22 protein-coding genes are annotated in these 24,380 nt (G+C 71.4%); 3 read left to right on the top strand and 19 right to left on the bottom strand.

The genetic code is table 11. From position 1 onward, the window contains the following. Window positions 1-32: 32 nt before the first annotated feature. Window positions 33-1,415 carry an MFS transporter gene (locus ACGFNP_RS00990; RefSeq protein WP_393313348.1) on the bottom strand — a complete coding sequence of 461 codons (1,383 nt, stop codon included), beginning with the start codon at window positions 1,413-1,415 and terminating at the stop codon, window positions 33-35. Further along, window positions 1,412-2,119, bottom strand: a complete 708-nt coding sequence (locus ACGFNP_RS00985; RefSeq protein ID WP_358333042.1) for a TetR/AcrR family transcriptional regulator — start codon at window positions 2,117-2,119, stop codon at window positions 1,412-1,414. Before ACGFNP_RS00985 ends, ACGFNP_RS00990 begins: the two co-directional genes overlap by 4 nt. A 156-nt stretch (window positions 2,120-2,275) precedes the next feature. On the opposite strand from ACGFNP_RS00985, the gene ACGFNP_RS00980 reads away from it, so the two are divergent. Continuing rightward, the gene (locus ACGFNP_RS00980; RefSeq protein WP_393313344.1) at window positions 2,276-3,427 is read left to right on the top strand and encodes an acyltransferase; all 1,152 of its coding nucleotides are present in this window, start codon (window positions 2,276-2,278) and stop codon (window positions 3,425-3,427) included. Here the strand turns inward: ACGFNP_RS00980 and ACGFNP_RS00975 are convergent. The 7 genes from ACGFNP_RS00975 to ACGFNP_RS00945 form a co-directional block, all read right to left on the bottom strand. Beyond that, window positions 3,378-4,565 carry a sensor histidine kinase gene (locus ACGFNP_RS00975; protein ID WP_393313341.1) on the bottom strand — a complete coding sequence of 396 codons (1,188 nt, stop codon included), beginning with the start codon at window positions 4,563-4,565 and terminating at the stop codon, window positions 3,378-3,380. The two genes, ACGFNP_RS00980 and ACGFNP_RS00975, sit on opposite strands and share 50 nt — an antisense overlap. After that, entirely contained in the window at window positions 4,562-5,233 is a 672-nt protein-coding gene (gene cseB, locus ACGFNP_RS00970) for a two-component system response regulator CseB (protein WP_358333051.1), read from the bottom strand. The genes ACGFNP_RS00975 and cseB overlap by 4 nt, the downstream gene beginning before the upstream one ends. 15 nt (window positions 5,234-5,248) lie before the next feature. Next, on the bottom strand, window positions 5,249-6,424 hold the full coding sequence (locus ACGFNP_RS00965; RefSeq protein WP_358333054.1) for an ABC transporter permease: 1,176 nt from the start codon (window positions 6,422-6,424) through the stop codon (window positions 5,249-5,251). 2 nt (window positions 6,425-6,426) lie between these two features. Continuing rightward, on the bottom strand, window positions 6,427-7,101 hold the full coding sequence (locus ACGFNP_RS00960) for an ABC transporter ATP-binding protein (protein WP_358333056.1): 675 nt from the start codon (window positions 7,099-7,101) through the stop codon (window positions 6,427-6,429). Further along, on the bottom strand, window positions 7,094-8,812 hold the full coding sequence (locus ACGFNP_RS00955; RefSeq protein ID WP_393313336.1) for a peptidoglycan-binding protein: 1,719 nt from the start codon (window positions 8,810-8,812) through the stop codon (window positions 7,094-7,096). The genes ACGFNP_RS00960 and ACGFNP_RS00955 overlap by 8 nt, the downstream gene beginning before the upstream one ends. Then, window positions 8,812-9,597, bottom strand: coding sequence for a hypothetical protein (locus tag ACGFNP_RS00950; protein ID WP_393313333.1), 786 nt, complete (start codon window positions 9,595-9,597; stop codon window positions 8,812-8,814). The genes ACGFNP_RS00955 and ACGFNP_RS00950 overlap by 1 nt, the downstream gene beginning before the upstream one ends. A gap of 130 nt (window positions 9,598-9,727) precedes the next feature. Next, window positions 9,728-10,894 carry an MFS transporter gene (locus ACGFNP_RS00945; protein WP_393313330.1) on the bottom strand — a complete coding sequence of 389 codons (1,167 nt, stop codon included), beginning with the start codon at window positions 10,892-10,894 and terminating at the stop codon, window positions 9,728-9,730. A gap of 60 nt (window positions 10,895-10,954) precedes the next feature. Between ACGFNP_RS00945 and ACGFNP_RS00940 the strand changes: the two genes are divergently transcribed. Next, window positions 10,955-11,923: a transcriptional regulator gene (locus ACGFNP_RS00940; protein WP_393313327.1), complete on the top strand. Its 969-nt coding sequence runs from the start codon at window positions 10,955-10,957 to the stop codon at window positions 11,921-11,923. Here the strand turns inward: ACGFNP_RS00940 and ACGFNP_RS00935 are convergent, their stop codons facing one another. From ACGFNP_RS00935 to ACGFNP_RS00915, 5 genes are read right to left on the bottom strand one after another with little or no spacing between them, the layout of a single operon-like run. Further along, window positions 11,924-12,937: a Gfo/Idh/MocA family protein gene (locus ACGFNP_RS00935; RefSeq protein ID WP_393313324.1), complete on the bottom strand. Its 1,014-nt coding sequence runs from the start codon at window positions 12,935-12,937 to the stop codon at window positions 11,924-11,926. 14 nt (window positions 12,938-12,951) lie between these two features. Then, entirely contained in the window at window positions 12,952-13,989 is a 1,038-nt protein-coding gene (locus ACGFNP_RS00930) for a Gfo/Idh/MocA family protein (RefSeq protein ID WP_393313321.1), read from the bottom strand. Window positions 13,990-13,991: 2 nt separating this feature from the next. After that, entirely contained in the window at window positions 13,992-14,852 is an 861-nt protein-coding gene (locus ACGFNP_RS00925; protein ID WP_358333077.1) for an ATP-binding cassette domain-containing protein, read from the bottom strand. Beyond that, a complete protein-coding gene (locus tag ACGFNP_RS00920) occupies window positions 14,849-15,886 on the bottom strand; it encodes an ABC transporter permease (RefSeq protein ID WP_393313317.1) in 1,038 nt (345 codons plus the stop codon). The genes ACGFNP_RS00925 and ACGFNP_RS00920 overlap by 4 nt, the downstream gene beginning before the upstream one ends. A gap of 18 nt (window positions 15,887-15,904) precedes the next feature. Further along, window positions 15,905-16,903, bottom strand: a complete 999-nt coding sequence (locus tag ACGFNP_RS00915) for a substrate-binding domain-containing protein (RefSeq protein ID WP_358333083.1) — start codon at window positions 16,901-16,903, stop codon at window positions 15,905-15,907. 295 nt (window positions 16,904-17,198) lie between these two features. Between ACGFNP_RS00915 and ACGFNP_RS00910 the strand changes: the two genes are divergently transcribed. Beyond that, entirely contained in the window at window positions 17,199-18,245 is a 1,047-nt protein-coding gene (locus tag ACGFNP_RS00910) for a LacI family DNA-binding transcriptional regulator (protein WP_393313313.1), read from the top strand. 23 nt (window positions 18,246-18,268) lie between these two features. Here ACGFNP_RS00910 and ACGFNP_RS00905 read toward each other — a convergent pair whose 3' ends face one another. From ACGFNP_RS00905 to ACGFNP_RS00885, 5 genes are read right to left on the bottom strand one after another with little or no spacing between them, the layout of a single operon-like run. Next, the gene (locus tag ACGFNP_RS00905) at window positions 18,269-19,147 is read right to left on the bottom strand and encodes a TIM barrel protein (protein WP_358333088.1); all 879 of its coding nucleotides are present in this window, start codon (window positions 19,145-19,147) and stop codon (window positions 18,269-18,271) included. Continuing rightward, the gene (locus ACGFNP_RS00900) at window positions 19,144-20,106 is read right to left on the bottom strand and encodes an NAD(P)-dependent oxidoreductase (RefSeq protein ID WP_393313309.1); all 963 of its coding nucleotides are present in this window, start codon (window positions 20,104-20,106) and stop codon (window positions 19,144-19,146) included. The genes ACGFNP_RS00905 and ACGFNP_RS00900 overlap by 4 nt, the downstream gene beginning before the upstream one ends. Window positions 20,107-20,146: 40 nt before the next feature. After that, the gene (locus tag ACGFNP_RS00895) at window positions 20,147-20,932 is read right to left on the bottom strand and encodes an HpcH/HpaI aldolase/citrate lyase family protein (RefSeq protein WP_393313306.1); all 786 of its coding nucleotides are present in this window, start codon (window positions 20,930-20,932) and stop codon (window positions 20,147-20,149) included. Then, a complete protein-coding gene (gene iolD / locus ACGFNP_RS00890) occupies window positions 20,929-22,890 on the bottom strand; it encodes a 3D-(3,5/4)-trihydroxycyclohexane-1,2-dione acylhydrolase (decyclizing) (protein ID WP_393313303.1) in 1,962 nt (653 codons plus the stop codon). The genes ACGFNP_RS00895 and iolD overlap by 4 nt, the downstream gene beginning before the upstream one ends. Window positions 22,891-22,940: 50 nt before the next feature. Beyond that, complete coding sequence (locus tag ACGFNP_RS00885) at window positions 22,941-24,380, bottom strand: aldehyde dehydrogenase family protein (RefSeq protein WP_358333100.1); 1,440 nt, start codon at window positions 24,378-24,380, stop codon at window positions 22,941-22,943.

The raw sequence follows: 24,380 nt of genomic DNA, 5'->3' as shown, positions 1-24,380 counted from the left end.
CCTTCGTACGATTTCCGGCTAGGAGCAGGCTCCTAGTCACCCCGCGCCGGGACCGGCGTCGCGGAAGAGCCGGAGCCGAGACGGGGCAGCAGGGACGCCGGCAGCAGGGCGAGGGCGGCCAGAGCGGCCAGGACCAGCAGGGCGGGTCCCATCGCGGGGGCGGGCGAACTGATCAGCATGACGCTGGTGGCGACGGCGATGCCGAGGGTCGGGCCGATGTTCATGGCGGTCTGCTTGAGCCCGCCGACGACTCCGGCGTACCCGGGCGGCGCGTCGCCGACGACGGTGCCGGTGGCGGTGACCATGACGGTGGCGAACCCCGCGCCGAGCACCGCGAAGCTCACGCCGGCCGCCACCGACACGCCGCCCGGACCGAGCCGGGACAGGGCCGCGATGCCCAGGACGAGCAGGACCGTACCGGCGATCGCGGTGCGGCGCGGGCCGTAGCGGCGCAGCGCGGCGGCGGCGACGGGCGCGCCGGCGACCATGAGAGCGGTCATCGGCAGGACCAGCAGGCCGCCGGCGAGCGGATCCAGCCCGAGCGTGTCCTGGAGGTAGAACGTGGCCACGAACAGCGCGCCGAACAGGCCACCGGTGACCAGGAGCAGGATCGTCATCGACGCGACCACCGGTAGGGACCGGGCCACGGCGGGCGGCACGATCGGCTGCGCGCCGCGGCGTTCGCGCACGACGAGCGCGGTGGCGACGGCCGCCGTGGCGGTGAGTTCGAGCAGCGTGGGCGCGGTCCATCCGCGGGCCGGCAGGGCGACCAGAGTGTGCACCAGCAGCGCGAGCGTGCCCGCGAGCAGCGCCGCGCCGGTGAGGTCGAGTCGCTGGGAGCCGGCGCGGTCCGGCGCCGGCACCCGTACGGCGAGGGTGAGCGCGGCGATCGCCAGGGCGACGGGGATGTTGACCACGAACACGGCCCGCCAGCCCAACTGGGTGACGAGTACGCCGCCGAGCAGTGGGCCGGTCGCCGCGGCCACGCCGATGGCGCTGGTACGAACGGCGATCGCCCGGCCCAGCCGCTCGGCCGGGTAGGCCAGCCGCAGCAGGGCGAGCGTGGCCGGCTGCAGGAGCGCGCCGAACACGCCCTGCACGGCGCGCAGGGCGATCACCCAGCCGACTCCGGGCGCCAGCGCGATGCCGGCCGACGCGGCGGCGAAGCCGAGCACGCCGGCGAACAGCAGCCGCCGGTGCCCGTACCGGTCGCCGAGGCGCCCGGCGATGACGAGCAGCGCGGCCACCGCGAGCAGGTAGGCGGTGTTGGTCCACTGGACCTGCGCCATGCTCGCGCCCAGGCCGCGTTGCAGGCTGGGCTGCGCCACGATCAAGACTGTGCCGTCCAGCGCGACGATCATCGCGCCGCCCGCACTGGCCAGGAGCGCCAGGCGATGCCGTACGGACGCGGTCACGAGCCCACCGGGCCGAGGTGCGCGTCCAGGGCCGCCGCCACCAGCTCGTCGAGAGGGTCACTACCAGGCGCGTCGCCGGATGCGCCGCCACCAGGCGCGTCGCCCGGTGGCGGGGCAGCGAGGGCGAGCGGCAGACTGCCCCAGGCCCATAGCTGGGCGACACCGTGCAGGTTCGCCCAGAGGGCGGCGGCCGTCACTTCCGGCGGCGGCCCAGCCTCACCGCGAGGCCCGACCTCACCGTGCGGGCCGGTCCCGCCGTGCGGGCCGGGGCGGTGGGTGGCGCCTCGCTCCGACTGGTGCCGGGTGACGAGGGCGACGACGTGCTCGAACAGCGGCAGGGTCGACTCCCGAAGCCGCGGAGAGTCGGCGGAGTGCTGTTCGCTGTCGAGCAGGTCGTGCCGGAACATCAACTCGAACATGCCGCGGCACTCCAGCGCGTACCCGACGTACACCCGCGCCAGCGCCCGCAACTGATCGCGCGGCGCCACCTCGCCGTCGGCCGCCGCCACGAACCGGGCCGTGAGGTCGGCGAATCCGCGGCGAGCGATCGCGGACAGCAGCGCGTGATGCGTGGGGAAGTAACGGCGCGGAGCCCCGTGCGACACCCCCGCCCGGCGGGCGATCTCCCGCAGCCCCAGCGAGGCGGCTCCGTCGGTCATCACGAGGTCCACTCCGGCGTCGATCAGCCGGTCTCGAAGATCCATAGACAGTGTCTACCAGCTCGCGTAGACATTGTCTACGCCCCGATCTCATACTTCAGAGCTACGCGAAAGGTGCACTCTCCGGCGGGAGGCCGACCACAGGGTGGGATCCGTAGCTTCGGTGCCGCAACCACCGGCATCCGGAAGGACCCATCCGCCATGGCATTCCCCCAGCTCATCCGGCGGATCGAGGCGGCGACCCCGCCCGCCCGCGACCGGGCCGTCGACGCGCTGCGTGCTCTGGCCATCCTGGGGGTGGTGCTCGGCCACTGGCTGGTGACCGCCGTGGTCGTCGGCGACGACGGTACGGTGCGCGTGGCCAGTCCGCTCAAGCACCTGCCCCAGCTCGCTCCTGTTTCCTGGGTGTTCCAGACGTTGGCGGTGTTCTTCCTGGTGGGCGGGCAGATGGGGGCCAAGGGTTACGCCTCCGCCCGCGCCCGTGGCATGACGTACGGGCAGTGGCTCGGCGGGCGGATGGCCCGGCTGTCCCGGCCCATCGGCGCGGTGCTGGTGGTGTGGGCCGTGGTGGCGGTCGCGCTGCTGGCCGCCGGGGTCAGCCTGGCGACCGTGGGCGCGCTGGTGAAGCTGGTGCTGTCGCCGCTGTGGTTCCTGCTGGTGTTCGCGGCGCTGACGGCGGTGACGCCGCTGGTCGCCAGGCTGCACCCGCTCTGGCCGTTCGCCGTCGTCCTGCTCGTGGATCTGATCGTGTACGGTCTGGGCGGCCCCGCCGGGCTCGGCCGGGTCAACGTGGTGGCCGGCTGGCTGGTCCCCTACTGCCTGGGCGCGGCCTGGGCCCGAGGCGACCTGCGCGACCGCGGGACCGGATGGGCACTGCTGCTGGGCGGCGCCGCCACCTCGGCCGGGCTCGTCCTGTGGGCCGGATACCCGGCCGCCATGGTCGGGGTGCCCGGCGCCCCGATCTCCAATCTCGACCCGCCTACCCTGGCGGTCGTCGCCTTCGGGCTGGCCCAGTGCGGGGCGGCTCTGCTGCTGCTCGATCCGCTGCGGCGGGTTTCGCGGCGTCCGGCGGTCTGGGCGGCGGTGGCGCTGGTGAACCTGTCGGCGATGACGATCTTCCTGTGGCACCAGACCGCGATGATCGTGGTCACGGTGGCCGGGCTGTTCGTGGGGGACGCGCTGCCCGGTCTGCACACCGCTCCCGACGGGTTCGGGTGGGTGTTGGTCCGGCTGGTCTGGCTGCCGGTGTTCGCGGTGGTGCTGCTGGGGTGCTGGGCAGTGGTCCGTACGTACGAGCGGGATGTCAGCCCGACGGCAGGCGGAGGACGGCGACAGCGCCGTCGGGGGCGTTGACCAGGGTCAGGTCGGCGCCGATGACCTGGGCCTGCCCCAGCGCGATCGTCAGCCCGAGGCCGTGACCGCGACCGCGTTCGGCGGCACCCGTGCGGAAGCGTCTCGGGCCGTCGGCGAGCAGCTCCGGAGGGAAGCCCGGCCCCCGGTCGCGGATCTCGATCACGTGGTCCCGGACCGTGATCTCCACCGGGGGCGCACCGTGGCGGTGGGCGTTGAGCACGAGGTTGGCGAGGATCCGGTCCAGGCGGCGCGGGTCCGTCTCGGCCACCGCGTCCCCCGAAGCCAGCACCCGCGCCTCGACCCCCACCCGGGCCGCGGACTCCTCGGCCACCTCGGCCAGTGGCACCCGGACCCGCTCGGCGACCTCGGCGCCCGCGTCCAGCCTGGAGACTTCCAGCAGGTCCTCCACCAGCGAGCGCAGCACCCGTACCCGGTCGCGTACCAGGTCGGCCGCCTCGCCCTCCTCCAGTAGTTCGACGACGGTGACCAGGCCCATCAGCGGGGTACGCAGATCGTGCGCGACGTCGGCCGTGAAGCGCTGCTCGGCCAGCAGCCGCCGTTGCAGGCCGGCGGCCATGGAGTTGAGGCCGGCGCCGATCTCGGCGATCTCGTCCCGGCCGCGCGCATCGGTGCGGGCGGCCAGGTCGCCGTCGGCGATCTGGCGGGCGGTGCGGGCCATGCGCCGCAGCCGCCGGTTCGGGAGTTCGGCGGCCAGCACCGACAGCGGCACCACCCCGGCCAGGGCGAGCAGTGCGGCCTTGACCATGTCGCGGTCCAGCGCGTACAGGCTGAGCAGCTCCGAGCCCATCGAGATCTGCGCGCTCACCGCCTCGCGGCCGTCGCCGCCATACGGCTGGGCGGCCCACATCCACGGCTCGTCCCGGTGGTCGAGCCCGTACCAGGTCACCGTCCGGCCGGGCCGCAGCTGGGCGGCCAGGGCGTCAGGGAGTTCCGTGACCGCCACCACGTCGGCGGAGGCCAGTGACTTGTCGATGGCCACCTCGGCTCGGGCCTTGCCCAGGTCCAGGGCGCGCTGCCAGGTCGCCTGGTGCACCAGGAGCCCGACCACGGCGGCGACGACGGTGGCCGCGAGTGTGACGAGGGCGGCGATCTTCCAGCGCAGCGAAGCCGGATTCATGTGGCACTCAGCTTGTAACCGAACCCGCGCACCGTCTCGATGCGCTCGGCGCCGATCTTCTTGCGCAGGCGCTGAACGCACAGGTCGACCACGCGGCTGTCGCCGTCCCATCCGTAGTCCCACACGGTGCGCAGCAGCGTCGCCCGTTCCAGCACGATGCCGGGATGGGCGGCGAACTCCAGCAGCAGCCGCAGCTCGGTCGGGCTCAGCTCGACACGTCGCCCGGCCCGACGTACCTCCAGCGCGCCGGTGTCGACGCTCAGCTCGCCGAAGGTGAGCACCCCACTGACGGCTGTGGTTTCGGCGAAGGTGGCTCTGCGCAGCAGCGAGCGGATCCTGGCCACCAGCACCGGCAGGTCGACCGGTTTGACGACGTAGTCGTCGGCACCGCCCTCCAGCCCCGCGACGATGTCCAGGCCGTCACCGCGGGCCGACATCATGAGGATCGGCACCTGACTGGTCTCCCTGATCCTGCGGCACACGCTGATGCCGTCCAGGCCCGGCAGCATCACATCCAGCAGCAGCAGGTCGTGACCACCCGCCTGAGCGGCCTCCAGGCCGGCCAGCCCGTCAGCGGCGGTGGTCATGTGGTAGCCGTAGCGTTCCAGAGCCAGACCCACCGACGCGCGGATCACCGCGTCGTCCTCGACGAGCAGCAGGGATGTCATGAAAGTGCACCATACCTAGCGAAGTGCGGTGACCGGCTCCATGCGAGCGGCCCTCAAAGCCGGGTACAGGCCGGCGAGCAGCCCGACGACGGCACCGGCGGCCGGCGCCATGACGGCCAGCCGTACATCCATGACCGGAGTCCATTGCTTGACGGCGCAGACCGCGACGATCACCACGATCCCCCCGGAAGCGCCGATGACGCCGCCGGTCAGCCCGGTGAGGGTGGATTCCAGCAGGAACTGCGCGGCGATGTGGCGGCGGGCGGCGCCGAGGGCGCGGCGCAGGCCGATCTCGGCGACGCGCTCCATCACGGTCACCAGCGTGACGTTGGCGATGCCGACCGCGCCGACGACCAGGGAGACCAGCCCGAGGATCAGGAAGAGGGCGTTGACGTCGCCTTCCACCGCATCGCGTGCTCTGGTGGGGCTGGGTGGCGAGCTGACCTGCAGGAGGGCCTCGTTGCCTGGGCTGAGCGCGGCCGGCGCCTGCTTGGCGATCAGTTCGGCGGCGCCGAGGCCGGTGTTGACCAGGACCCGGGTCACGGTGCCCAGGCCATAGCGCTCGCCGACGGCCGGTGGCAGCAGGACCGCGCTCGCGAGGCTTTTTTCGCGCTGCGGGTCGCCGAGCACGCCGATGACGGTGTACGCCTGGGTGCCGATGAAGACGGCCGGGGCCCTGGTCAGCCGGGTGATGCCCAGCAACTTGGCCGCGTGCTGGCCCAGCACGACGACCTTGTCCCCGCGGGCGATGTGCCCGGCGTCGAAGTAGCGGCCCTCGATCATCCTGCCTTTGACCGCGGCGGGCAGGCCGGGGCTGCTGGAGAGCACGGTCAGGGTCTGGGTGGTGATCCGGGTCGGGTCCACGATGTCGTTGGAGCGGACGCTGAGGTTGGCGCTCTGCTCCGACTCGGCGAGCGCGGCGGCGGAGACCACCCCGCGCAGCCGGCTCACCCGGCTGACGTCGGCCCAGTCGACCAGGGGGAACGGGTGGTCCGGGACGTCGACCGTGATGGAGGTGGCGGTGAGCTCGTCGAAGCGGCCGACGATCTGGTTGCCCGCCGTCGCGGCGATGCCCAGGGTGACCACGAGCGTGGAGATGCCCAGCACGGTGCCCAGCGTGGTCAGCGCCGAGCGCACCGGGCGGGCCAGCAGACCCGCCACGGCCTCGTTCAGCAGGTCTCGAGGGTGCACGTCTACTCCTCGGTGAGTACGCCGTCGGTGATGCGCACCCGGCGCCCGGCCCGGTCGCTCACGTCGGTTTCATGAGTGATGACCACGATGGTCATCCCCTGGGCGCGCAGGTCGTCGAACAGGTCGAGCACCGCGTCGGTGTTCTTGCTGTCGAGGTTGCCGGTGGGTTCGTCGCACAGCAGCAGCGACGGTTCGCCCATGAGCGCGCGGGCGATGGCGGCGCGCTGCCGCTCACCGCCGGACAGCTTTCCGGGCAGGAAGCCCACCCGGTGCGAGAGCCGTACCCGCTCCAGAGCCCGAAGCGCGCGTTCGCGGCGTCCCGCGCGCGGTGCCGCGCCGTAGACCTCGGCCAGCATGACGTTCTCCAGCACGCTGCGGTGCGGCAGCAGGTGGAAGGACTGGAAGACGAAGCCGATCCGGCTGCCGCGGATGGTGGTCCGTACGCTGTCCTTCAGGCTGACGGTCTCGATGCCGTCGAGCCGGTAGCTGCCGCTGGTCGGCCGGTCCAGCAGGCCGAGCGTGTTGAGCAGGGTGGACTTCCCCGACCCCGAAGGGCCAACGATGGCCACGTAGTCCGATTTTTCAACTCTTAGGTTGATAGCGGAGAGTGCCCTGACGGGAGGATCGGCGGGGAACTCCTTGGTCAGGTCGTCGAGCAGGATGACCGGCTCAGGCATTGTTGATCACCACCTGGTCGCCCGGCTTGAGGTCGCCGGTCACCTCCACGGCTCCGTCGGCGGACAGGCCGGTGCGTACCTCGACCTCCTTCGTCCGGTCGGGCGCGATCTCCACCTGCACCCGGGCCTTGCCGTCAACGGCGGTGACGACCGCCGCGGCGGGGACCACGAGCACCTCCCGGTCGGTGGCGCCGATGGTCACGCGAACCGTGACAGGCGCGCCGGCCAGCTTCTTCAGGCCTTTCATCGAGGCGGGGGTGATCGTCACCGGCACGGCGCCCTTGGCGTCGCGTCCGCCGAGCGAGGTCACCGTGCCGGCGACGGTCTTGCCGGCCTCGGTCTCGATGCCCGCGCTCAGGCCCGCCTTCACCCGCTCGGCCTCGGCCACGTCCACCGAGCCCGAGACCACGAAGGTGGAGCTGGTCACCGTGGCGATCGACTTGTCCACGAGTTCGCCCGCCTTGACGGTCGGCTTGTGCAGGCGGGCGGGCAGCTTGGGCAGGAAGACGACCTCCCCCGGCGGGACGGTCGTGCCGTAGGTCCGGGAGAACTCGGCCAGCAGCGCCCGCGCCGCGGCCAGGTCACGCTCGGCGTCGGCCACCTTCAGTTTGACCGGCGAAAGCTGTCTGGCCTGCCTGAGCGCCTGCTCGGCGGTGACGGCGGCCTCGCGCGCCACCCGGACGTTCTTCCTCAGCTCGGTCAGTCGTTTCGCCCGCGTGATCCGGGTTTCCTCCTGTACGCGCTCCTGCGCGGACCTGGCGGCGGCCAGGTCCGCTCTGGCGTTGGCGACCCGGAGTTCGATCAGGCGGGTGTCGGCCGGCGGCCCGGCCGTGGGAGCCGCGGTGGGGCTGGGGCTGGACGCGGTGGTGGGCGCCGCCGGGGTGGGTGTCGCGGTGGCCTGGGCGAGCTCCTGCTCGGCCGCCAGCAGTTTCTCCTCGGCCGCCCGTACGGCGCTCTCGGCGGCCTCGACCTTGGCCTCGTCCTCGGTGGTGCTCTCCTGTGCCCGCGCGCTCTTCAGCGCCTGGTCGGCCTCCTTCAGGTCCTGCCGGGCGTTGGCGAGCTTGACCTTCAGCGGGAGCACATCCTTGCCCTGGTCAAGGGCCTGACGCTCGGTCGCGAGCACTTCCTGCGCGGTCCGTACGGCCCGGCCCAGCTCGTCGCGCTGCTGCCGCTGTTCCAAGGTGGGTCGCTGCGCCTCGTAGCCGCGCTTGGCGTAGAAGCGTGACACCGCGGCACTGGTCGCCTGGTCGAACACGCTGGTCACGGGCGCGCGGTAGCCGAGCCTGCGCAGCGCTTTCTGCAACTGCCGGACATCGTCTCCCTTGGCGCCGGGCACGATGCCGCGGTGCATCGGCACCGTGCCGGCGAAGACGAACACCGGGCGCCCGTTCACCTCCATCATCACCGCGCCCTCCGCGAGGGTGCCCCGCCGGGGAGCGCGGGTGGCACGCTGAGCGCTCTCGCCGCCGCCCACCACCCCGGCCAGCGACACCGGGTACGGCGAGCCGTACTCCAGCGTGCCGCTGACCACCACGGTGGCGACCAGCTCGCGCCGCTCGACGGTGGCGGTGACCAGCGATGGTCTGGGCGGCTTGCGGGCCGCCGCCTCGTCCGCCGGGGAGCGCAGCAGGGTGCCCACTCCCCAGCCGGTCCCCGCGACCACCAGGACCACGGCCAGGACGAGCAGCAGCTTGCCGCGAGGGGTACGCATCACCGCTCTTGGAACCCGTACTTCACCCTGGCCTCGTTGGTGAGCCGCTTCTGCAGGGGGATGAAGGCGGCGTAGAAGTCCTTGCCGCAGTCCAGGTCGACCAGCGCCGACTTGATCTCCCTGGCGAGGTACGGCCTGGCCACCTCCGCCGTGACCGTGCCGGCCTTGCCGAGCCGCTCGGACTGCTCGCTCCACAGCGTCACGCCGCGGGCGTCCAGCGCGACCGGCTTCTCGGAGGTCACCCGCTCGCCTTTGGACTTCAGGCATTCGGCGAACGGCGCGGCGAGCTCCAGGAGCTTGGGGTCGCCGTCGAGAGACTTGTCGATGTTCTCGATCTCCGTGCTCATCTGGTCCTGGTAGTCGGCGACCGAGGTGACTTTCAGGCCGTTCACCTGCCGGAGCGCGGCGACCCGGCACTCGTTCAGTGTCTTGAGATAGGCGTCCCGCTTGGCGCCGGACAGGCCGTCGATCGTCGCCTGGTTGGGGTCCGGTGCCTGCGTCTCCGGCGGCTTCGGATAGACGACGGCGGAGAAGACACCGAAGCCGTTCTTGGCGCGGTCCGCTTTCATCGCGGCGTAGTCGGCGGGGTTCGCGTCGGACTTCTTGGGGAGGCTGACCGAGGGGGTGTAGGAGAAACCCTTCTGCTTCATGCAGGTGGCGATGACGGTCTCCCGTTCGCGGGCCTTGTCCACCGTGGCACCGCCGTTACCGGCGGCGGGGGCCGGGGCGCCTCCGCAGCCGGCCAGCACCGCCAGGCCGAGCAGACCGCACATCAACACACGCATCAAAGTCTCCTTCTCGGTGGGATCACGCCGCTCTTGAGCACGCCGTGGCCACTCTGGAGCCCTTGTTCCGCAGCTCTGTATGCGCCGGGTATCGCCGGACGCTCAACCGTGTATCCGCCGGGTATCAACCTCACGCGGGGACAGGGTCCCGCAGCCCGGGTGCCAGGGTCAGGGTGACCGCGACCGAGGCCGCCGCCATCACCGCTATCGCCGTCGCGGGCGAGGTCAGCTGCGCGGCGGCACCCGCGAGCGCGGCGCCCACCCCCTGCATGGTCAGCATCCCTGTGGAGTGCAGCCCCAGGGCGTGCCCGCTCAACTCGTCCGGCGTCAGCGACATCAGGCGCTCCTGGAGCACCAGGCTCGCCGAGTATCCGGCCGAGGCGAGCACGACGGCCGCCACCACGACCGGCAACGGCGGGTGCAGCACGAAGATCACGTACGGCGTGGCGAGCAGCAGGCACAGCGGCACCCTGAGCCGCTCCCGCCACAGCGGCGGCACGAACCGGCCGGTCACGACGTCACCGGCCAGCATCCCGAGCGCCGCGCAGGAGAAGAGCAGCCCCGCCTGCCCGGGCGCGTACGGCACGAAAAGCGACTCACAGCCGACGATCAACCCGTTGGGCACCCAGAGGGCGAGGTAGACGTACCGGCGGGGTCTGGCCGACCACAGCCGGACGTTGTCCCGCCAGGTGTCGGCGACCGACGGCCGCCCGGCGGCCCGCGGCGCCCGGCGGCTGAGACCCAAGCGGGCGACGACCGCGGCGGCGAGGTACAGGGCCGCCCCGGTCAGGAGCGCGCCACGCGGCGACAGGACGGCGATGAGCACGCCGCCGGTCGCGAACCCGCAGATTTGCACGAAGCCGTCGGACATGTTGAACATCGAGCGGCCGAGCAGGTACCCATCCCGCGTGAGGATCTCGTTGAGCAGCCCGTAACGCACTCCCCCGCCCAGCGAGGTGATCAACCCCTGCCCCAGCAGTACGGCGAAGACGGCCCACACCGGCAGCCCCGGAACGGCCTGCACGGCGGTGGCGAGGGCGAAGACCAGCAGCAGGCCCGTCAGCGCGGCACGCGGCGGTAACCGGTCGGCCGCCGACAGCAGCGTGGCCGCCCCGACCACCTGCACGAGCGCGGGACCGAACATGGCCAGCCCGGACAGCAGCGGCGACCCGGTCGCCGAGTAGACCAATGTGCCCAGGGCCAGCCCGCTCACCGTGTGGCCGGCCACCTGCCCGGCGCACGCCAGAAAGAGCGGCGTGAACTCCGGCGTCCGGAAAAGTTCGCGATAGGTACGCATGGCGGAAAGTGTCAGTGGCCCTGCCACCAGGGCGTTAATGTTTCGCGGGGAGGCGAAACCATGGGCTGGTGGCAGGTCAACGCGGACACGCTCGCGGACAGCCGGTTCGTCGTCTCGCCCTTGGCCGAGGCCACGGCGAGCCTGAAGACCCTCGAACGAGGCACGGCCGCGCATCCGGGCGAGCGCGCGTGGCTCGACGCCCACCTGCCCGCCTACCGCGAACGGCAGGCCCGCGACCCGATCACCGCGCTGCTCATCCGGGCCGCCCTGGGCCGCACCTGGAACGCCGACTTCCTCACCCCCACCCCCTTCGACGAGACCGAACCCGCTTTCGAGCAGGAGGTGGCGCGCATCCGCGAGACCCCGCCCGAGGCCGCCCGCGTCGACCTGACCGTGTCACTCGGCGGCCCGCTCCCCGCCCGGCTGCACCGCGGCGACCTGCCGGAACGCACCGCCGTCCTGCTGGAATGGGTGTGGAGGGAGACGGTGCTCCCCTACTGGGCGCGCCGCCGCAGGGTCATCGAGGCCGACGTCATCGCCCGCACCGCGCGGCTGAGCCAGGGCGGCTGGGCGGCGACGCTCGACGACATGCGCCCCGGAATGCGGTGGCTCGGCGAGAGCCGGCTGCAGATCAGCACGCATGACTACCCGCCGCGCGAGCTCTCCGGGGCGCGGCTGATGTTCGTCCCCGTCACACCGAGCCAGACGTGGGTCTCGTGGGACACGGCGCATCGGCACGCCGTGATCTATCCGTGCTCCGGCGCGCTGGCCGACGCCGGTCGCGCGCCGGTGCCCGAGGCGCTGGGCAGGCTGCTCGGGCCCGCGCGGGCGAACGTCCTCATGCTGCTCGGCACCCCGAAGAGCACGACGCAGCTCGTGGCGCTGACCGGTCAGGGCCTGGGCTCCGTGGGCCGCCACCTCAAGGTCCTGCTCGACTCCCGGCTGATCCGCCGCCGACGGGCCGGGCGGTCGGTGTTCTACGACCGTACGGAAGCCGGGGAGGTCCTGGTGAACGCCCAATCGAACTGATCAATGGGCGCTCGCTGGTCTGGGCGGCATGCCCGCGGCCTGATAGCAGGCGTCGATGAGTCGCATGTTCGACACGGCGTCGTCCGAGTCGATCGGGAGAGGCGTGCCCATGCGGACCGCGGAGGCGAACGCCTCCAGCTGGTAGGTGTACGACGACCGCTCGCCGAGCGTCTCGACGCGTGAGCCGGAGCGGGTGGTGATGCTGAGCCGGTCGTCCATGTGCGGCAGGACGAAGTTGTGCGCCACGGCTTCGCCCTCCGTCCCCACGATGCGGAGTGTCATCTCCACCTCCCCGTATGCCATGTGGCAACGCGCGGACCCGGTGGCTCCGCCGGGGAAGGCGAGTTCCGCGTTCAGCCACTCGTCGACGTCCGTCAGATCCCGGTGTATGCCGGCCCTGGCCGACACGAGCTCGGGAGGGCCGCCGGCGAATCTGCCCATCATGCGTTGCGCGTGGAGGCCGTAGCAGCCGAGGTCCATCATCGCGCCGCCGGCGAGCGCGAGGGACCAGCGCGGGTCGGCATCCGACGGCGGCGGGATGGCCACCACGGTGGCGATGTGCTCGATCCGGCCGAGTTCTCCGGACTCCGCGATGGCGAGCAGGCGCTGGGTCACGGGGTGGAACAGGTAGTGGAACGCCTCCATGAACGTGGTGCCGGCCTTCCGGACCGCCTCGCCGACCGCGGCGGCCTCCTCGGCGTTACTGGCGGACGGCTTCTCGCTGAGGACGTGCTTGCCCGCTTGAAGAGCGCGGATGTTCCAGGGGCCGTGGAGGCCGTTGGGCAACGGGTTGTAGACCACGTCGACCTCGGGGTCGGCGATCAGGTCGGCGTAGCTGCCGACGACGCGCTCGACCCCGTGCTCCTGGGCGAACGCCTCGGCGCGGCGCCGGTCCCTCGCCGCCACAGCCACCAGCCGGTGCCCGAGCGTGGCGGCGGGCGCCACGATGGATCGGCCGGAGATCCTCGCCGCTCCCAGGACGCCGATGCGGAGCGGTTCTTCCAGGGGGGACATATCTGGTGGCCTCCTCAGGCGTAGTTCGTGTCTTCGGCGACGTCCGCGAGGCCGACGGGTACGGGGGCGCCGGTGGCCAAGGACTTCAGCCCCGCTTCGCAGACCGCGGTCGCGGCGTAACCGTCCCAGGTGGTGGGTCCGACGACCTCGCCACGGCGGCTGGCGTCGGCCCAGGCCTGGATCTCCAGATCGTACGCGCGCGCGAAGCGGGCCCGGAAGTCCGTGGGGACGGTGCCGCCCCAAGATCCGCCGGTGTCCCCTGAGGTCGTCGAGTAGAGGTCTCCCCAAGGGCGACCGGCGATGACCGTTCCGCGCTCGCAGACGACCTCGCAGCGGACCTCGTAGCCGACCTGGCTGCGAACGAACACCTCGTTGGTGACGATGCCGCCGCCCGCCATGCGGAAGATGGCGACCTGGGGATCGACGACTCCCTCGGGTGAGTGGCCGGACGGTGCGGGCGACAGGACGGTGATCTCCTCGATCTCCTCGTCGAAGACGAAGCGCGCGACGTCGACCTCGTGCACGAGGCTGTCACGGACGATCATCTCCGAGCGGAACGAGTCCGGGACGTCCTTGTTGCGGTGGGTGTTGTGCACGAGCAGCGTCCGCCCGAGCCGTCCAGAGGAGAGCAGTTCCTTCAGCTGGGCGTACTCGGGGTCGAAGCGGCGCATGAACCCGAGCTGGACCAGCGGTCGGCCACGGTCGCGCTCGGCGCGGACCAGGCGCAGCGACGAGGCGCTGTCCATGGTCAGCGGCTTCTCGCACAGGGTGTATTTGCCGGCCTCGAGGCAGGCCAGGACCTGCTCCTCGTGGACCGATCCCGGCGAGGCGATGACGACGGCGTCCACGTCGTCGTCGGCGACGAGGTCGAGGGCGTCACTGATCGCCCGTACGCCGTCGTACTGCCCCGCGACCGCCTGCGCCCGGGTGGTGTCGGGGTCCGAGACCGCCACCAACCGGGCGTTCGCCACCAGCCGGGCGATCCGGTGGGCATGGTCGGCGCCCATCACGCCGACGCCGATGACGCCGACCCGTAGCTCGTGGTCCTCCATGCTCACGCCTCGCCCGTCGGGGTGCTGTCGGGGGCGGGGACGCCGCCGTGCTCGACGGTGTGCGGGGTGACGACCTTGCCGGGTTGGGCGCCGCGCAGTTCGTGGCTGAGTTCGGTGAGTTCCTGGCCGCCGGCCATCTCGGCGGTGAGTTGTTCGAGGGTGAGTTCGTCGCGGTGGGCGTCGAGGACGACGTGGCCGAGTTTGAGGATGATGAAGTGATTGCCGACGAGGTAGGCATGGTGGGGGTTGTGGGTGATGAAGATGACCCCGAGGCCGGCGTCGCGCGCCTTGGCGATGTACTTGAGGACGACACCGGACTGTTTGACGCCGAGCGCGGCGGTGGGTTCGTCGAGGATGATGACGCTGGCGCCGAAGTAGATCGCCCGGGCGATCGCGATCACCTGGCGCTGGCCCCCGGAGAGGCTGCCGACGGAGCGGTCGAGGTCGGGGATCACGATCCCCATCTTGGTGAGCTCCTCGTGGCAGATCCGCTTCATCGTGGGGATGTCGAGGAACGGCCCTTTGCGGATCTCGTTGGCCAGGAAGAAGTTCCGCCACACCGACATCAGCGGCGCGAGTGCGAGGTCCTGGTAGACCGTCGCGATGCCGAAGGCCTGGGCGATGCGCGGGGAGCCGAAGCGACGGATGATGCCGCGCAGCGACATGTTGCCCTCGGTGTGGTCGTGCAGGCCTGCGACGATCTTGATGAGGGTGGACTTACCGGCTCCGTTGTCACCGAGGACGCAGGTCACCTCGCCCTGCCTGACGGTGATGTTGACCCCGCGCAGCGCATGGATATTGCCATAGTGCATGCCGATGTTCTCGAGCTGCAGGACTGGATCTGTCTCATTCTCCACCGTCATCGGGCATCCGCCTTTTTCTTCACGTAAAGGTTCACCAACGTGGCGGCGATGAGCATGATCCCGAGGAAGGTCTTGAACCAGTCCGGGTCCCAGCCGGCGTAGGAGATGCCCAGCTGCGTCATGCCGAAGATGAGGGCGCCCACCGAGGCCCCGACGACCGAGCCGTAGCCCCCGGTGAGCAGGCAGCCGCCGATGACGGCCGCGATGATGTAGATGAACTCGTTGCCGACGCCTTGACCGGACTGCACGTTGTTGTACATGAACAGGTTGTGCATGCCCAGCAGCCAGGCGCAGAAGCCCACCCCCATGAACAGGGCGATCTTCGTGGCCTTGACCGGGACGCCGACGGCGCGGGCGGCCGCCGGGTCACCTCCGGCCGAGAAGATCCAGTTGCCGTACCTGGTGCGCAGCAGCAGCACGGAGGCGATCACCGTGAGGACCGCCCAGTAGACCACCGGGACCTCGACGGTGACCGGACCGATGCTGAAGCCGGAGGCGAACACCGCCTTGGCGCTGTCGAATCCGTCCATGTCGTTGAGCGAGTTCGACGAGACACCGCCGGCGATGACCCGGGTCATCGCGAGGTTGACCCCCTGGAGCACGAAGAACGAGCCCAGGGTGACCAGGAAGCTCGGCAGGCCGGTGCGGTGCAGCAGCCACCCGTTGAAGGCTCCGATGGCGAGCGAGAACACCAGGGCGAACAGGACACCGACCCAGACGTTCAGACCGAGGTACCACGCGGTGTGCGCGGCGGCCAGACCGGACGAGGTCACGGCCACACCGGCCGACAGGTCGAACTCCCCGCCGATCATGAGCAGCGCCACGGCGACGGCCATGATGCCGATCGTCGAGGAGCCGTACAGGATCGTTCCGATGTTGGCGGCGTGCCGGAACGCCGGCGCCACCGCGAAGAAGAGCACGGCGACGGCGCTGGCGCCGATGAGCGCCCCCACCTCCGGACGTCCGAGGAACATGGCCGCCGGGGACCGCGTCGCGACGCGGTCGTCGGTGGGTGTGGCCATGACGATCGTCATCTCAGATCACTCTCCTGATCATCGAGTGCCGTTGGCGGCGTACTTGGCCACGGCCTCGATGTTGGTCTTGTCGATGAACGCCGGCCCGGTGGCCACATTCTGGCCGCCTCCGAGGGTGTTGCCGTTCGTCCGATACCACCAGATCCCATCGACCGCGAGATAGCCCTGCATGTACGGCTGCTGGTCGACCGCCCACTGGATGGAACCGTTCTGGATGGCGGCGACGAGCTCCTTGTTCGTGTCGAAGGTCCCGATCTTCGCCGAGCTGCCGGCACCCTTGACGGACTTCACCGCGTCGAGGGCGATCGGTGCGCCGAGGGTGACGACGTAGTCGATGCTCGTGTCCTGCGTCAGCTTCGCCTGGATGGTCGTCGTCACGGCCGAGTCGTCCGTGCCGTTGACGTAGATCTGGGTGACCTTGGCGCCGGCCGCTCCCTCCTTGACCCCGTCGCAGCGGTCGACGAGCTGCTGCTGCCCCTGGGTCTGGTTCACGCACAGGATGTTCTTGGCGCTGTCGGCCACGGCCTTCTTGCCCACCGCGATGCCGGCGTCCTTCTCGCCCTGGCCGAAGTAGCCCAGCGCGCCGAGGCCGAGCGCGTCCGAGCCGCCGGCGTTGAACATCGTCACCGGGATCCCCGCCGCGATCGCCTTCTTGATGGTGGCGCCGAGTGCCGGCGTGTTCGGGTCGGTCACCGCGATGCCGTCGACCTTCTTGTCGATCGCGGCCTGGATGAGCTGCGCCTGCTTGGCCGCGTCCGGGTCGGAGGAGTACTGGATCTCGGCGTTGTCCTTGGCCGCGGCAGCGTCGGCTCCCTTGCGAATGATGTCCCAGAACGTGTCACCCGGTGCCGCATGGGTGATCATGGCGATGGTCATCTTTGGGGTGGACGCCGCGGCGGTGCCACCGCCGCTCGCGGGCGAGGCCTCCTGCTTGCCGCCCGACGATGAGCAGGCCGTCAGGGCCAGGGCCGCGGAGAGCGCGAGGACTGCGCCGGCGACAGGCTTGGAGCGAATCATGATCGGCTGCCTTTCGGACATCACCGCCTCGACGCGGTGACTGGATGAATGACATGTGGTCGACGGCGACGGCCCAAACGGTGGCCCGGGACCGGTGATTGCCTATGGGTTCGACGTGCTGAGGAACGTCCGGCGCGTCGGACTGGCCGGGCGGCGTCTCCTGTGCTGCCCTACCCCCGAGAGGGGGGGTGACGCGTGTCACACTAGTACGCATAATCGGCTCCCGAACTTGGTGAAGTGCCTCAAGAACGCCTCAGAGCCCGGGACGCCGGTGCGGACACACGGAGGAAGACGGATGGGCGCTCGTCGCGAGCACCGGGTGGTCGACATCGCAGCTCAGGCCGGGTTGAGCCGGGCGACGGTGGATCGGGTGCTGCACGGCCGCGAGGGGGTCCGGCCGGAGACGGTCGCACAGGTGAGCCGGGCGATCGACGAGCTGGAGCGGCAGCGGGAGCAGGTGCATCTGTCGGGGCGCACGCTCATCGTGGACTTGGTGATGCAGACACCGGAGCGTTTCGCCATCGCTTCCCGGGACGCGCTGGAGGCCGAACTACGGTCGTTGCGACCGGCGGTACTCCGGGCCCGGTCGCATCTGAGTGAGCACAGCGACGCGGCCGCCGCGGCGGCGCTGCTCGACACGGTGGGCCACAGGGGGGCGCACGGGGTCATCCTCAAGGCGCCCGACCATCCTCTGGTGGTCGAGGCGGTGCGGCGGCTGGCTGACCGCGGCATCCCGACCGTGACGTTCACGACCGACGTTCCGGACAGTCAGCGGGCGGCCTACGTGGGCATGGACAACGTGGCCGCCGGAGCGACGGCCGCGTATCTCATCACGCAATGGGCAGGGCCTTCCGGAGCCGTCCTGGTGACCGTCAGCCACTCGTCGTTCCGCGGCGAGGAAGAGCGGGACATCGGCTTCCGGCGCACGCTGTCCGAGCTCGCCCCCCGCCGGACGGTGTACGAGGTGAAGGACACCGACGGCCTGGACCCGACGATCCTCGTGGCGGTCCGTGAGGCGTTGGCGCTGCACCCGTCGATCAACGCCGTCTACTCCGCGGGCGGTGGGAACGTCGCCATACTCAAGGCGTTCGAGGAGGTCGCGATGACGCCGAAGGTCTTCGTCGCGCATGACCTCGACGGCGACAACCAGTCGCTGCTGCGCACACGGAAGATCTCCGCGGTTCTGCACCATGACCTGAGGGCGGACATGCGGCGCGCCTGTCGCCTGCTGCTACAGGCGCGCGGGGTCCTGCCGGGCAAGCCGGTGAGCATCCCGTCCCAGGTGCAGGTCGTCACCCCGTACAACGAGCCGGCGTCGATCTACGGCGGCTTCGAGCTCTGACGGCCCTGGAGACAGGTTGTTCCTCACTCGGCGAGCAGGCTCCGCAGGTAGTCCACGCTGGTCCTGACGTCCGCGACCGGGCCTTCGCCGGCGGGCGGCTCGGTGAGGATGGTGTCCTGTTCGAGGGTGTACCAGCCGTCGTAGCCGTTGCCGCGCAGGTGCCCGACGATGGTGGCGACGTCGACGTCACCCGTGCCCAGCGGCCGGTACATGCCCTCTCGGACCGCCTCGGTGTAGGTGAGGCGGCCCGCCTGGACCTTGCGGGCGTACGTCAGGTCGACGTCCTTGAAGTGGGTGTGCGCGATCCGGTCGGGCACCTGGCCGGCCAGGACGGCCGGGTCGGTGCCGCCGATGAGCAGGTGGCCGGTGTCCAGGCACAAGGAGACGGCCGAGCCGTCGAGGACACGTCGCACCTCCGGTCCGGTCTCGACCATGGTGCCGACGTGCGGGTGGAGCACGGCGCGGATGCCGTGCTCGGCGGCGTGGGCGGCGACCCGGTCCAGGTTGCGCAGCAACCGGTGCCAGCCCGCCTCGTCCAGGTCGGGCCTCGCGTCGTAGCCTGTCTGGCCGGAGTCGGCGGACAGGACCATGACGCCGGCCCGCGCGGCCTTGAAGCCGGGCAGGAGCCGGTCGAGCTCGATCATGGGGTCGATGTCATCGCGATGAAGGACGAACGGGGTGAAGCCGCCGACGGCGTGCAGGTTGTGCGCCGCGAGGGTCTTGGCGAGCTCGTCGGGGTCGGTCGGCAGGAAGCCGTCCGGGCCGAGCTCGGTGGCCGACAGGCCGATCTCGCTCATCTGGCTGAGGACCTGGTCGGCGGGCAGCTGGTAGCCCCAGCCGGGGACTTCGCAGACACCCCAGCTGATGGGGGCGCCGGCGATACGGTGGACGGTGTCGGTCATTGTTCCTCCTGTGCGGGCACGGGGTTGGCGAGAGCGGCTGGTCGTCGGCCCGCGAGGACGTCCGCGACACCCTGCGCGGCAGCGGCGAACGTGGCGCGGGTGGCGCCGGCGCTGAGTCCCATGAGATGAGGCGACAGCACGACGCCGACGTGGTCGAAGACCGGATGGTGGGTCGGTGGTTCGGAGTCGAAGACGTCCAGGCCGAGACCGGCTAGACGGCCGTCGGCGAGGGCGTGCGCGGCGGCGTCGAGGTCGAGCAGGCCGCCGCGGCCGCAGTTCACCAGGACCGACCCGACCGGCATGGCGGCCAGGAAGGCCGAGCCGACGAGGTGGTGGGTCTGCGGCGTGAGCGGCAGGTGCAGGGTGACGACCTGCGAACGGGAACGCAGTTCCTCGAGATCGACGAGCTCGGCACCGTCGCGGTCCTCCGGCTGTGCGAGGTGGGGGTCGTGGGCGAGGACGGTCATGCCGAACGCGCGGGCCAGGTGGCCGACGCGGCGGCCGATCCGGCCGTAGCCGACGATGCCGATCGTCGCTCCGTCGAGGTCACCGAGGGTGATCGTGCCACGTTCTGACCAGCGGCCTCGTGCGACGCACTCGGTCGTGACGCCCAGCCGTTTCACCAGATGGAGGATCATGGCCAGGGCTCCTTCGGCGACGGCGTGGGTGCCGGCGCCGGGTGTGACGACGACGGCGATGCCGCGGCGGGTGGCCTCGGCGACGTCGACTCGTTCCACGCCGACGCCGGTGCGGGCGAGGACCCGGAGGTTGGGCATCCGGTCGAGCATCGCGGTGTCGACGAGGACGTCGGCCCGCACGATCGCTCCTACGGCTCCACGGAGGTCCTCGGGGCCGGGGTCGGCCACGAATCGCGCGTCCGGCGGCAGGTGCCCGGTGACGAGGCCGGGTTCGACGTCACCCAGGGCCACGACGACCTGCCGGCCGACGTCGGTCTTCACGGCGTCTCACCGGCCCTGCGCAGCTCGGCGATGACGGTCTTCACGGCGTCTCACCGGCCTTGCGCAGCTCGGCGGCGACGGCTCCGGCGAGCAGGGTCGTGTCGGAGCCGATGGCGAGGAATTGCCAGCCTGCCGCGACCAGTCTGGCCGCCGCGTTGCCGTCCGACACGAGCTGTCCGGCGGCCTTGCCGTTCCCCTTGGCCGCGGCGAGGACCCGGTCGAGGGCGGCGACGTACGCCGGGGCCTGGGTCTGGCCGGGGACGTCGAGGGCGTGACTGAGGTCGCGGGGGCCGACGAACAGGACGTCGACGCCGTCCAGGGCCGCGATGTCCTCGACGGCGTCCAGGGCCGGGAGGGTCTCGATCTGGACCACGCCGAGGACGTCGCCGCCCGAGCGGTCGAGGGCGGCCGGGTCCAGCCCGTACCGGCACATGCGGTTGTAGGTGGCCACTCCCCTGTCCCCCGCCGGCGGGTAGCGCAGGTGCCGCACGCAGGCGGCGGCCCCGTCGGCGGTGTCGACCCGGGGGAACATGATCCCGGCCGCGCCGAGGTCGAGCAGGCGGCCGGCGCGGATTCGCTCGGTGGACTCCACCCGGACGACGGTCGGCACCGTGTACGACGCGGCGGCGGCGATGACGTCACGGGCCTGCTCCTCGCCGCCGGCGCCGTGCTCGAGATCGAGCAGGACCCAGTCGACGCCGGCCGCCGCGCACACTTCGGCGGTGACCGGTGTGGCGGCGCCGAGGAAGGTGCCGTAGGTGACGTCGCCGTGGGCGAGCCGTCGTCGCAGGTCACCGCGGTCCAGGGCATACGGGTTGTGGGTCATCCGTGCCACCGCTGGGTGGCCAGGCCGGCCTCGTACTGGCTTCGGGCGGCGCGGACCGTGTCGGACTCGGACACCTCGGCGGGCGCGACGTCCCACCAGCATCCCGCCGACGGAAGGTCGGCGTGCGGGATGACCGGGACGACGATGACGACCGGACGGGTCTCCGACCGGGTCTCCTGGAGCGCCCGCCGGATCTCGTCGGCGGTCGTCGCCCGCAGGGCCCGAGCGCCCAGGCCGGCGGCGACCCGCACGAGGTCGACCTGGAGGTAGTCGCCGGTCAGGGCGGCGTCCTTGCCCGCCTCAAGAGTGAGCGGCTCCGTGCGGTACCGGAACTCGTTGCCGAACTCGCGGCCCATCGTGAACATCTGCAACCGGTGAATGACCTGGTAGCCGTGGTTCTCGGGGACCACCACGGTGACGGCCAGGCCCTCCTGAGCGGCCGTGGCGAGCTCGGTGGGTGCCATGAGGAACGTACCGTCGCCGATGAAGGCGGTGACGCGATGCCCTCGGTCGGCGTCGGCGAGCCGGGCGCCGATCGCGGCCGGGATCTCGTAGCCCATGCAGGAGAACCCGAACTCGAGATGGCAGGCGCGTCCGTCAGTGGCGTCCCAGACCTTCAGCAGGTCACCGGGCGGTCCGCCCGCGGCGGCCACGATGGTGTCGCCCTGATGGGCGTGCTCCTGGAGCAGTCCGATGAGCTGGCCCTGGGTGAGGACGGCATCGGTGTCCGGGATGGCGTCGGTGGAGTGTGCGCGCAGGGCGTTCACGTCGACGGGGGTGTCGGCGTCCAGGGCCGCCGCACGTACGGGTAGCCAGCCTGCCTTGGCGGTGGTCACGGTGTCCCGCCAGGCGGTGCTGGTCGTGACCCCGGCGGCCACGAGGGCGTCGGCCAGGGCTCGTAGTGCGAGCTTGGCGTCGCCGAGTACTGACGTGGCGCCGAGCCGGTCGCCGTCACGCGGGTCGACGTTGATGCTGGCGAATCGCACGCCGGCGGTGGCGAACAGCGAGTGGGAGGCGGTGGCGAAGTCGGTCAGCCGGGACCCGACGGTGAGCACGAGGTCGGCGGCGCGGGCCACCTCGTTGGTCGCGGGGTTGCCCTCGAGGCCGATGCCCCCAAGCTGCCACGAGGCGTCGGCCTGGACGGCGCCCTTGCCGGCGAAGGTCTCGGCCACCGGGATGCCGACAGCGTCGGCGAGCCGCTCGAGCTCGGTGCCGGCGTCGGAATAGATGACACCGCCGCCGGCGATGATGAGCGGCCGGGACGCCGTCGCGAACAGTTCGGCGAGGGCGGCGATCTCGTCCTGCTCGGGGACCGGCCTGCGGATGGCCCAGTCGCGCTCGGCGAAGAACTCCAGCGGGAAGTCGTAGGCGTGCGACTGGATGTCCTGCGGCAGGGACAGGACGGCGGCTCCGGTGTTGACCGGGTCCACGAGCACCCTCATGGCGGCCGGGAGCGCGGTGAGAAGCTGCTCGGGGCGGGTGATCCGGTCGAAGAACCGGGACACCGGGCGGAAGGCGTCATTGACGCTGGCGTCGGCCTCGATCGGGTGTTGCAGCTGCTGCAGGACCGGTCCCTGCCGGCGGGTCGCGTAGGAGTCGCCGGGCAGCAGCAGGACGGGCAGCCGGTTGACCGTCGCCAGGGCGGCGCCGGTGACCATGTTGAGCGCGCCGGGCCCGATGGACACGGTGACGGCCAGCGCCGCGCGTCGCCTGGAGGCCTTGGTGAACCCGCTGGCGATGTGGACCAGGCCCTGCTCGTTGCGGCCCTGGATGAACGGCAGGTCGTCGGCGTACTGGTCCAGCGCCTGTCCGAGTCCGGCGACGTTGCCGTGACCGAAGATCCCCAGGGCGGCGGGGATCATCCGACGGCGATCGCCGTCCGCGACGCTGTACTGCCTGGATACGTACAGGACCAGTGCCTGGGCCGTGGTGAGGCGCAGCGTCCGGTTGCTTGTCATGTCCTTGTTCTCCTTGGGACGCACGGGATCCGCACTGACTGAGGGGCGGATCACCAGGGCTGGCCGTGCAGGATGACGGTCTTCTCCTCGGTCATCTCCGCGACGGCGGCGCGGAAGCCTTCCTTGCCGATGCCGGAGGCCTTGAGGCCGCCGTAGGGCATGAGGTCGGCGCGCCACAGCGGGGTCCAGTTGATGTGGATGACGCCGGCGTCGATCTGACGCATGGCACGCACCGCGGCGCTGACGTCCTTGGTGAACACACCGGCGCCCAGCCCGTAGGCGGTGGAGTTGGCGTACGCGATGGCGGTGGCCCAGTCCTCGGCGGTGGATACCGCGACCGCGGGGCCGAAGAGCTCTTCCTGGTTCAGGGGAGCGGTCGGGGCCACGTTGTCGACGACAGCCGGAGTGACGATGGCGCCCTCGCGCTGCCCGCCGGTGAGCAGTTTGGCTCCACCGTCGACGGCCGCGCGGAGCGCGCCCTCGACGCGCCGCGCCTCGGCCTCGCTGATCAGGGTCCCCAGCCGGGTGCCATCCTGGGACGGGTCGCCGTAGGGGATCGCCTCGACCATGGGAATGAGGGCGTCCAGGAGGTCGCCGTGCACCCGAGGGTGGGCGATGACGCGCTGGACGGAGATGCACACCTGGCCGGCGTTGATGTAGCCGCCGGCCGCGATGGCGCCGGCCGCGGCCTCGATGTCCGCGTCCGGAAGGATCACGACCGGGCACGAGGCGCCGAGTTCGAGGGAGAGCTTCTTCACCCCGGCGGTGCGTGCGATGTGCTCGCCGACCGTGGTGGAGCCGGTGAAGGAGATCTTGCGGACCCTGGCGTCGGAGACGAGGGCGTCACCGAGCCGGCCGCCCGAGCCGGTGAGGACGTTGAGCACACCCGGGGGCAACCCGGCGTCGGTGAACGCCTGTGCCAGGGCCAGCGCGGTCAGCGGGGTGGTCCTGGCCGGCTTCAGGATGACGGCGTTGCCGGCGGCCAGTGCGGGCGCGACCTTGTGCAGTACCAGCAGCGAAGGGTAGTTGAACGGGGTGATCGCGACGACCACGCCGCACGGCTGGCGCAGGGTGAAGCCCACCTTGTCCAGGCCGGTGCCCCGGTTGGCGTCCAGCGGCAGGGTGTGGCCGTAGAGCTGGGTGCCCTCGTATCCGGCGAGCCCGATCATGTCGGCGGCGCGGGCGACCTCGCCGCGTGCCTCGGTGATGGTCTTGCCGTTCTCGGCGGACAACAGCGAGGCGATCGCCTCCGCACGCACGTCGACGAGCGCGGCAGCGCGCATCAGGATGGCGTGACGGGCGTGGGCGGGCGTCTCGCGCCACACCGCCGCGCCGTGCTCGGCGGCGGCCAGAGCCTTGTCGACGTCGGAGGTGTCGGCGATGGCCGCCTGCCCGACGACGTGACCGTCGTACGGGGAGCGGATCTCCTCGACCCGCCCACCGGCGCTGGGAACCCATTCGCCGGCGATGAGGAGCTGACCGTCGATCAT

This window comes from Nonomuraea sp. NPDC049269 (genome assembly GCF_043197155.1).
GTDB lineage: Bacteria > Actinomycetota > Actinomycetes > Streptosporangiales > Streptosporangiaceae > Nonomuraea.
Note: the sequence above shows the minus strand (reverse complement) of the source record. Positions and strands in the feature narration are given on the sequence as shown.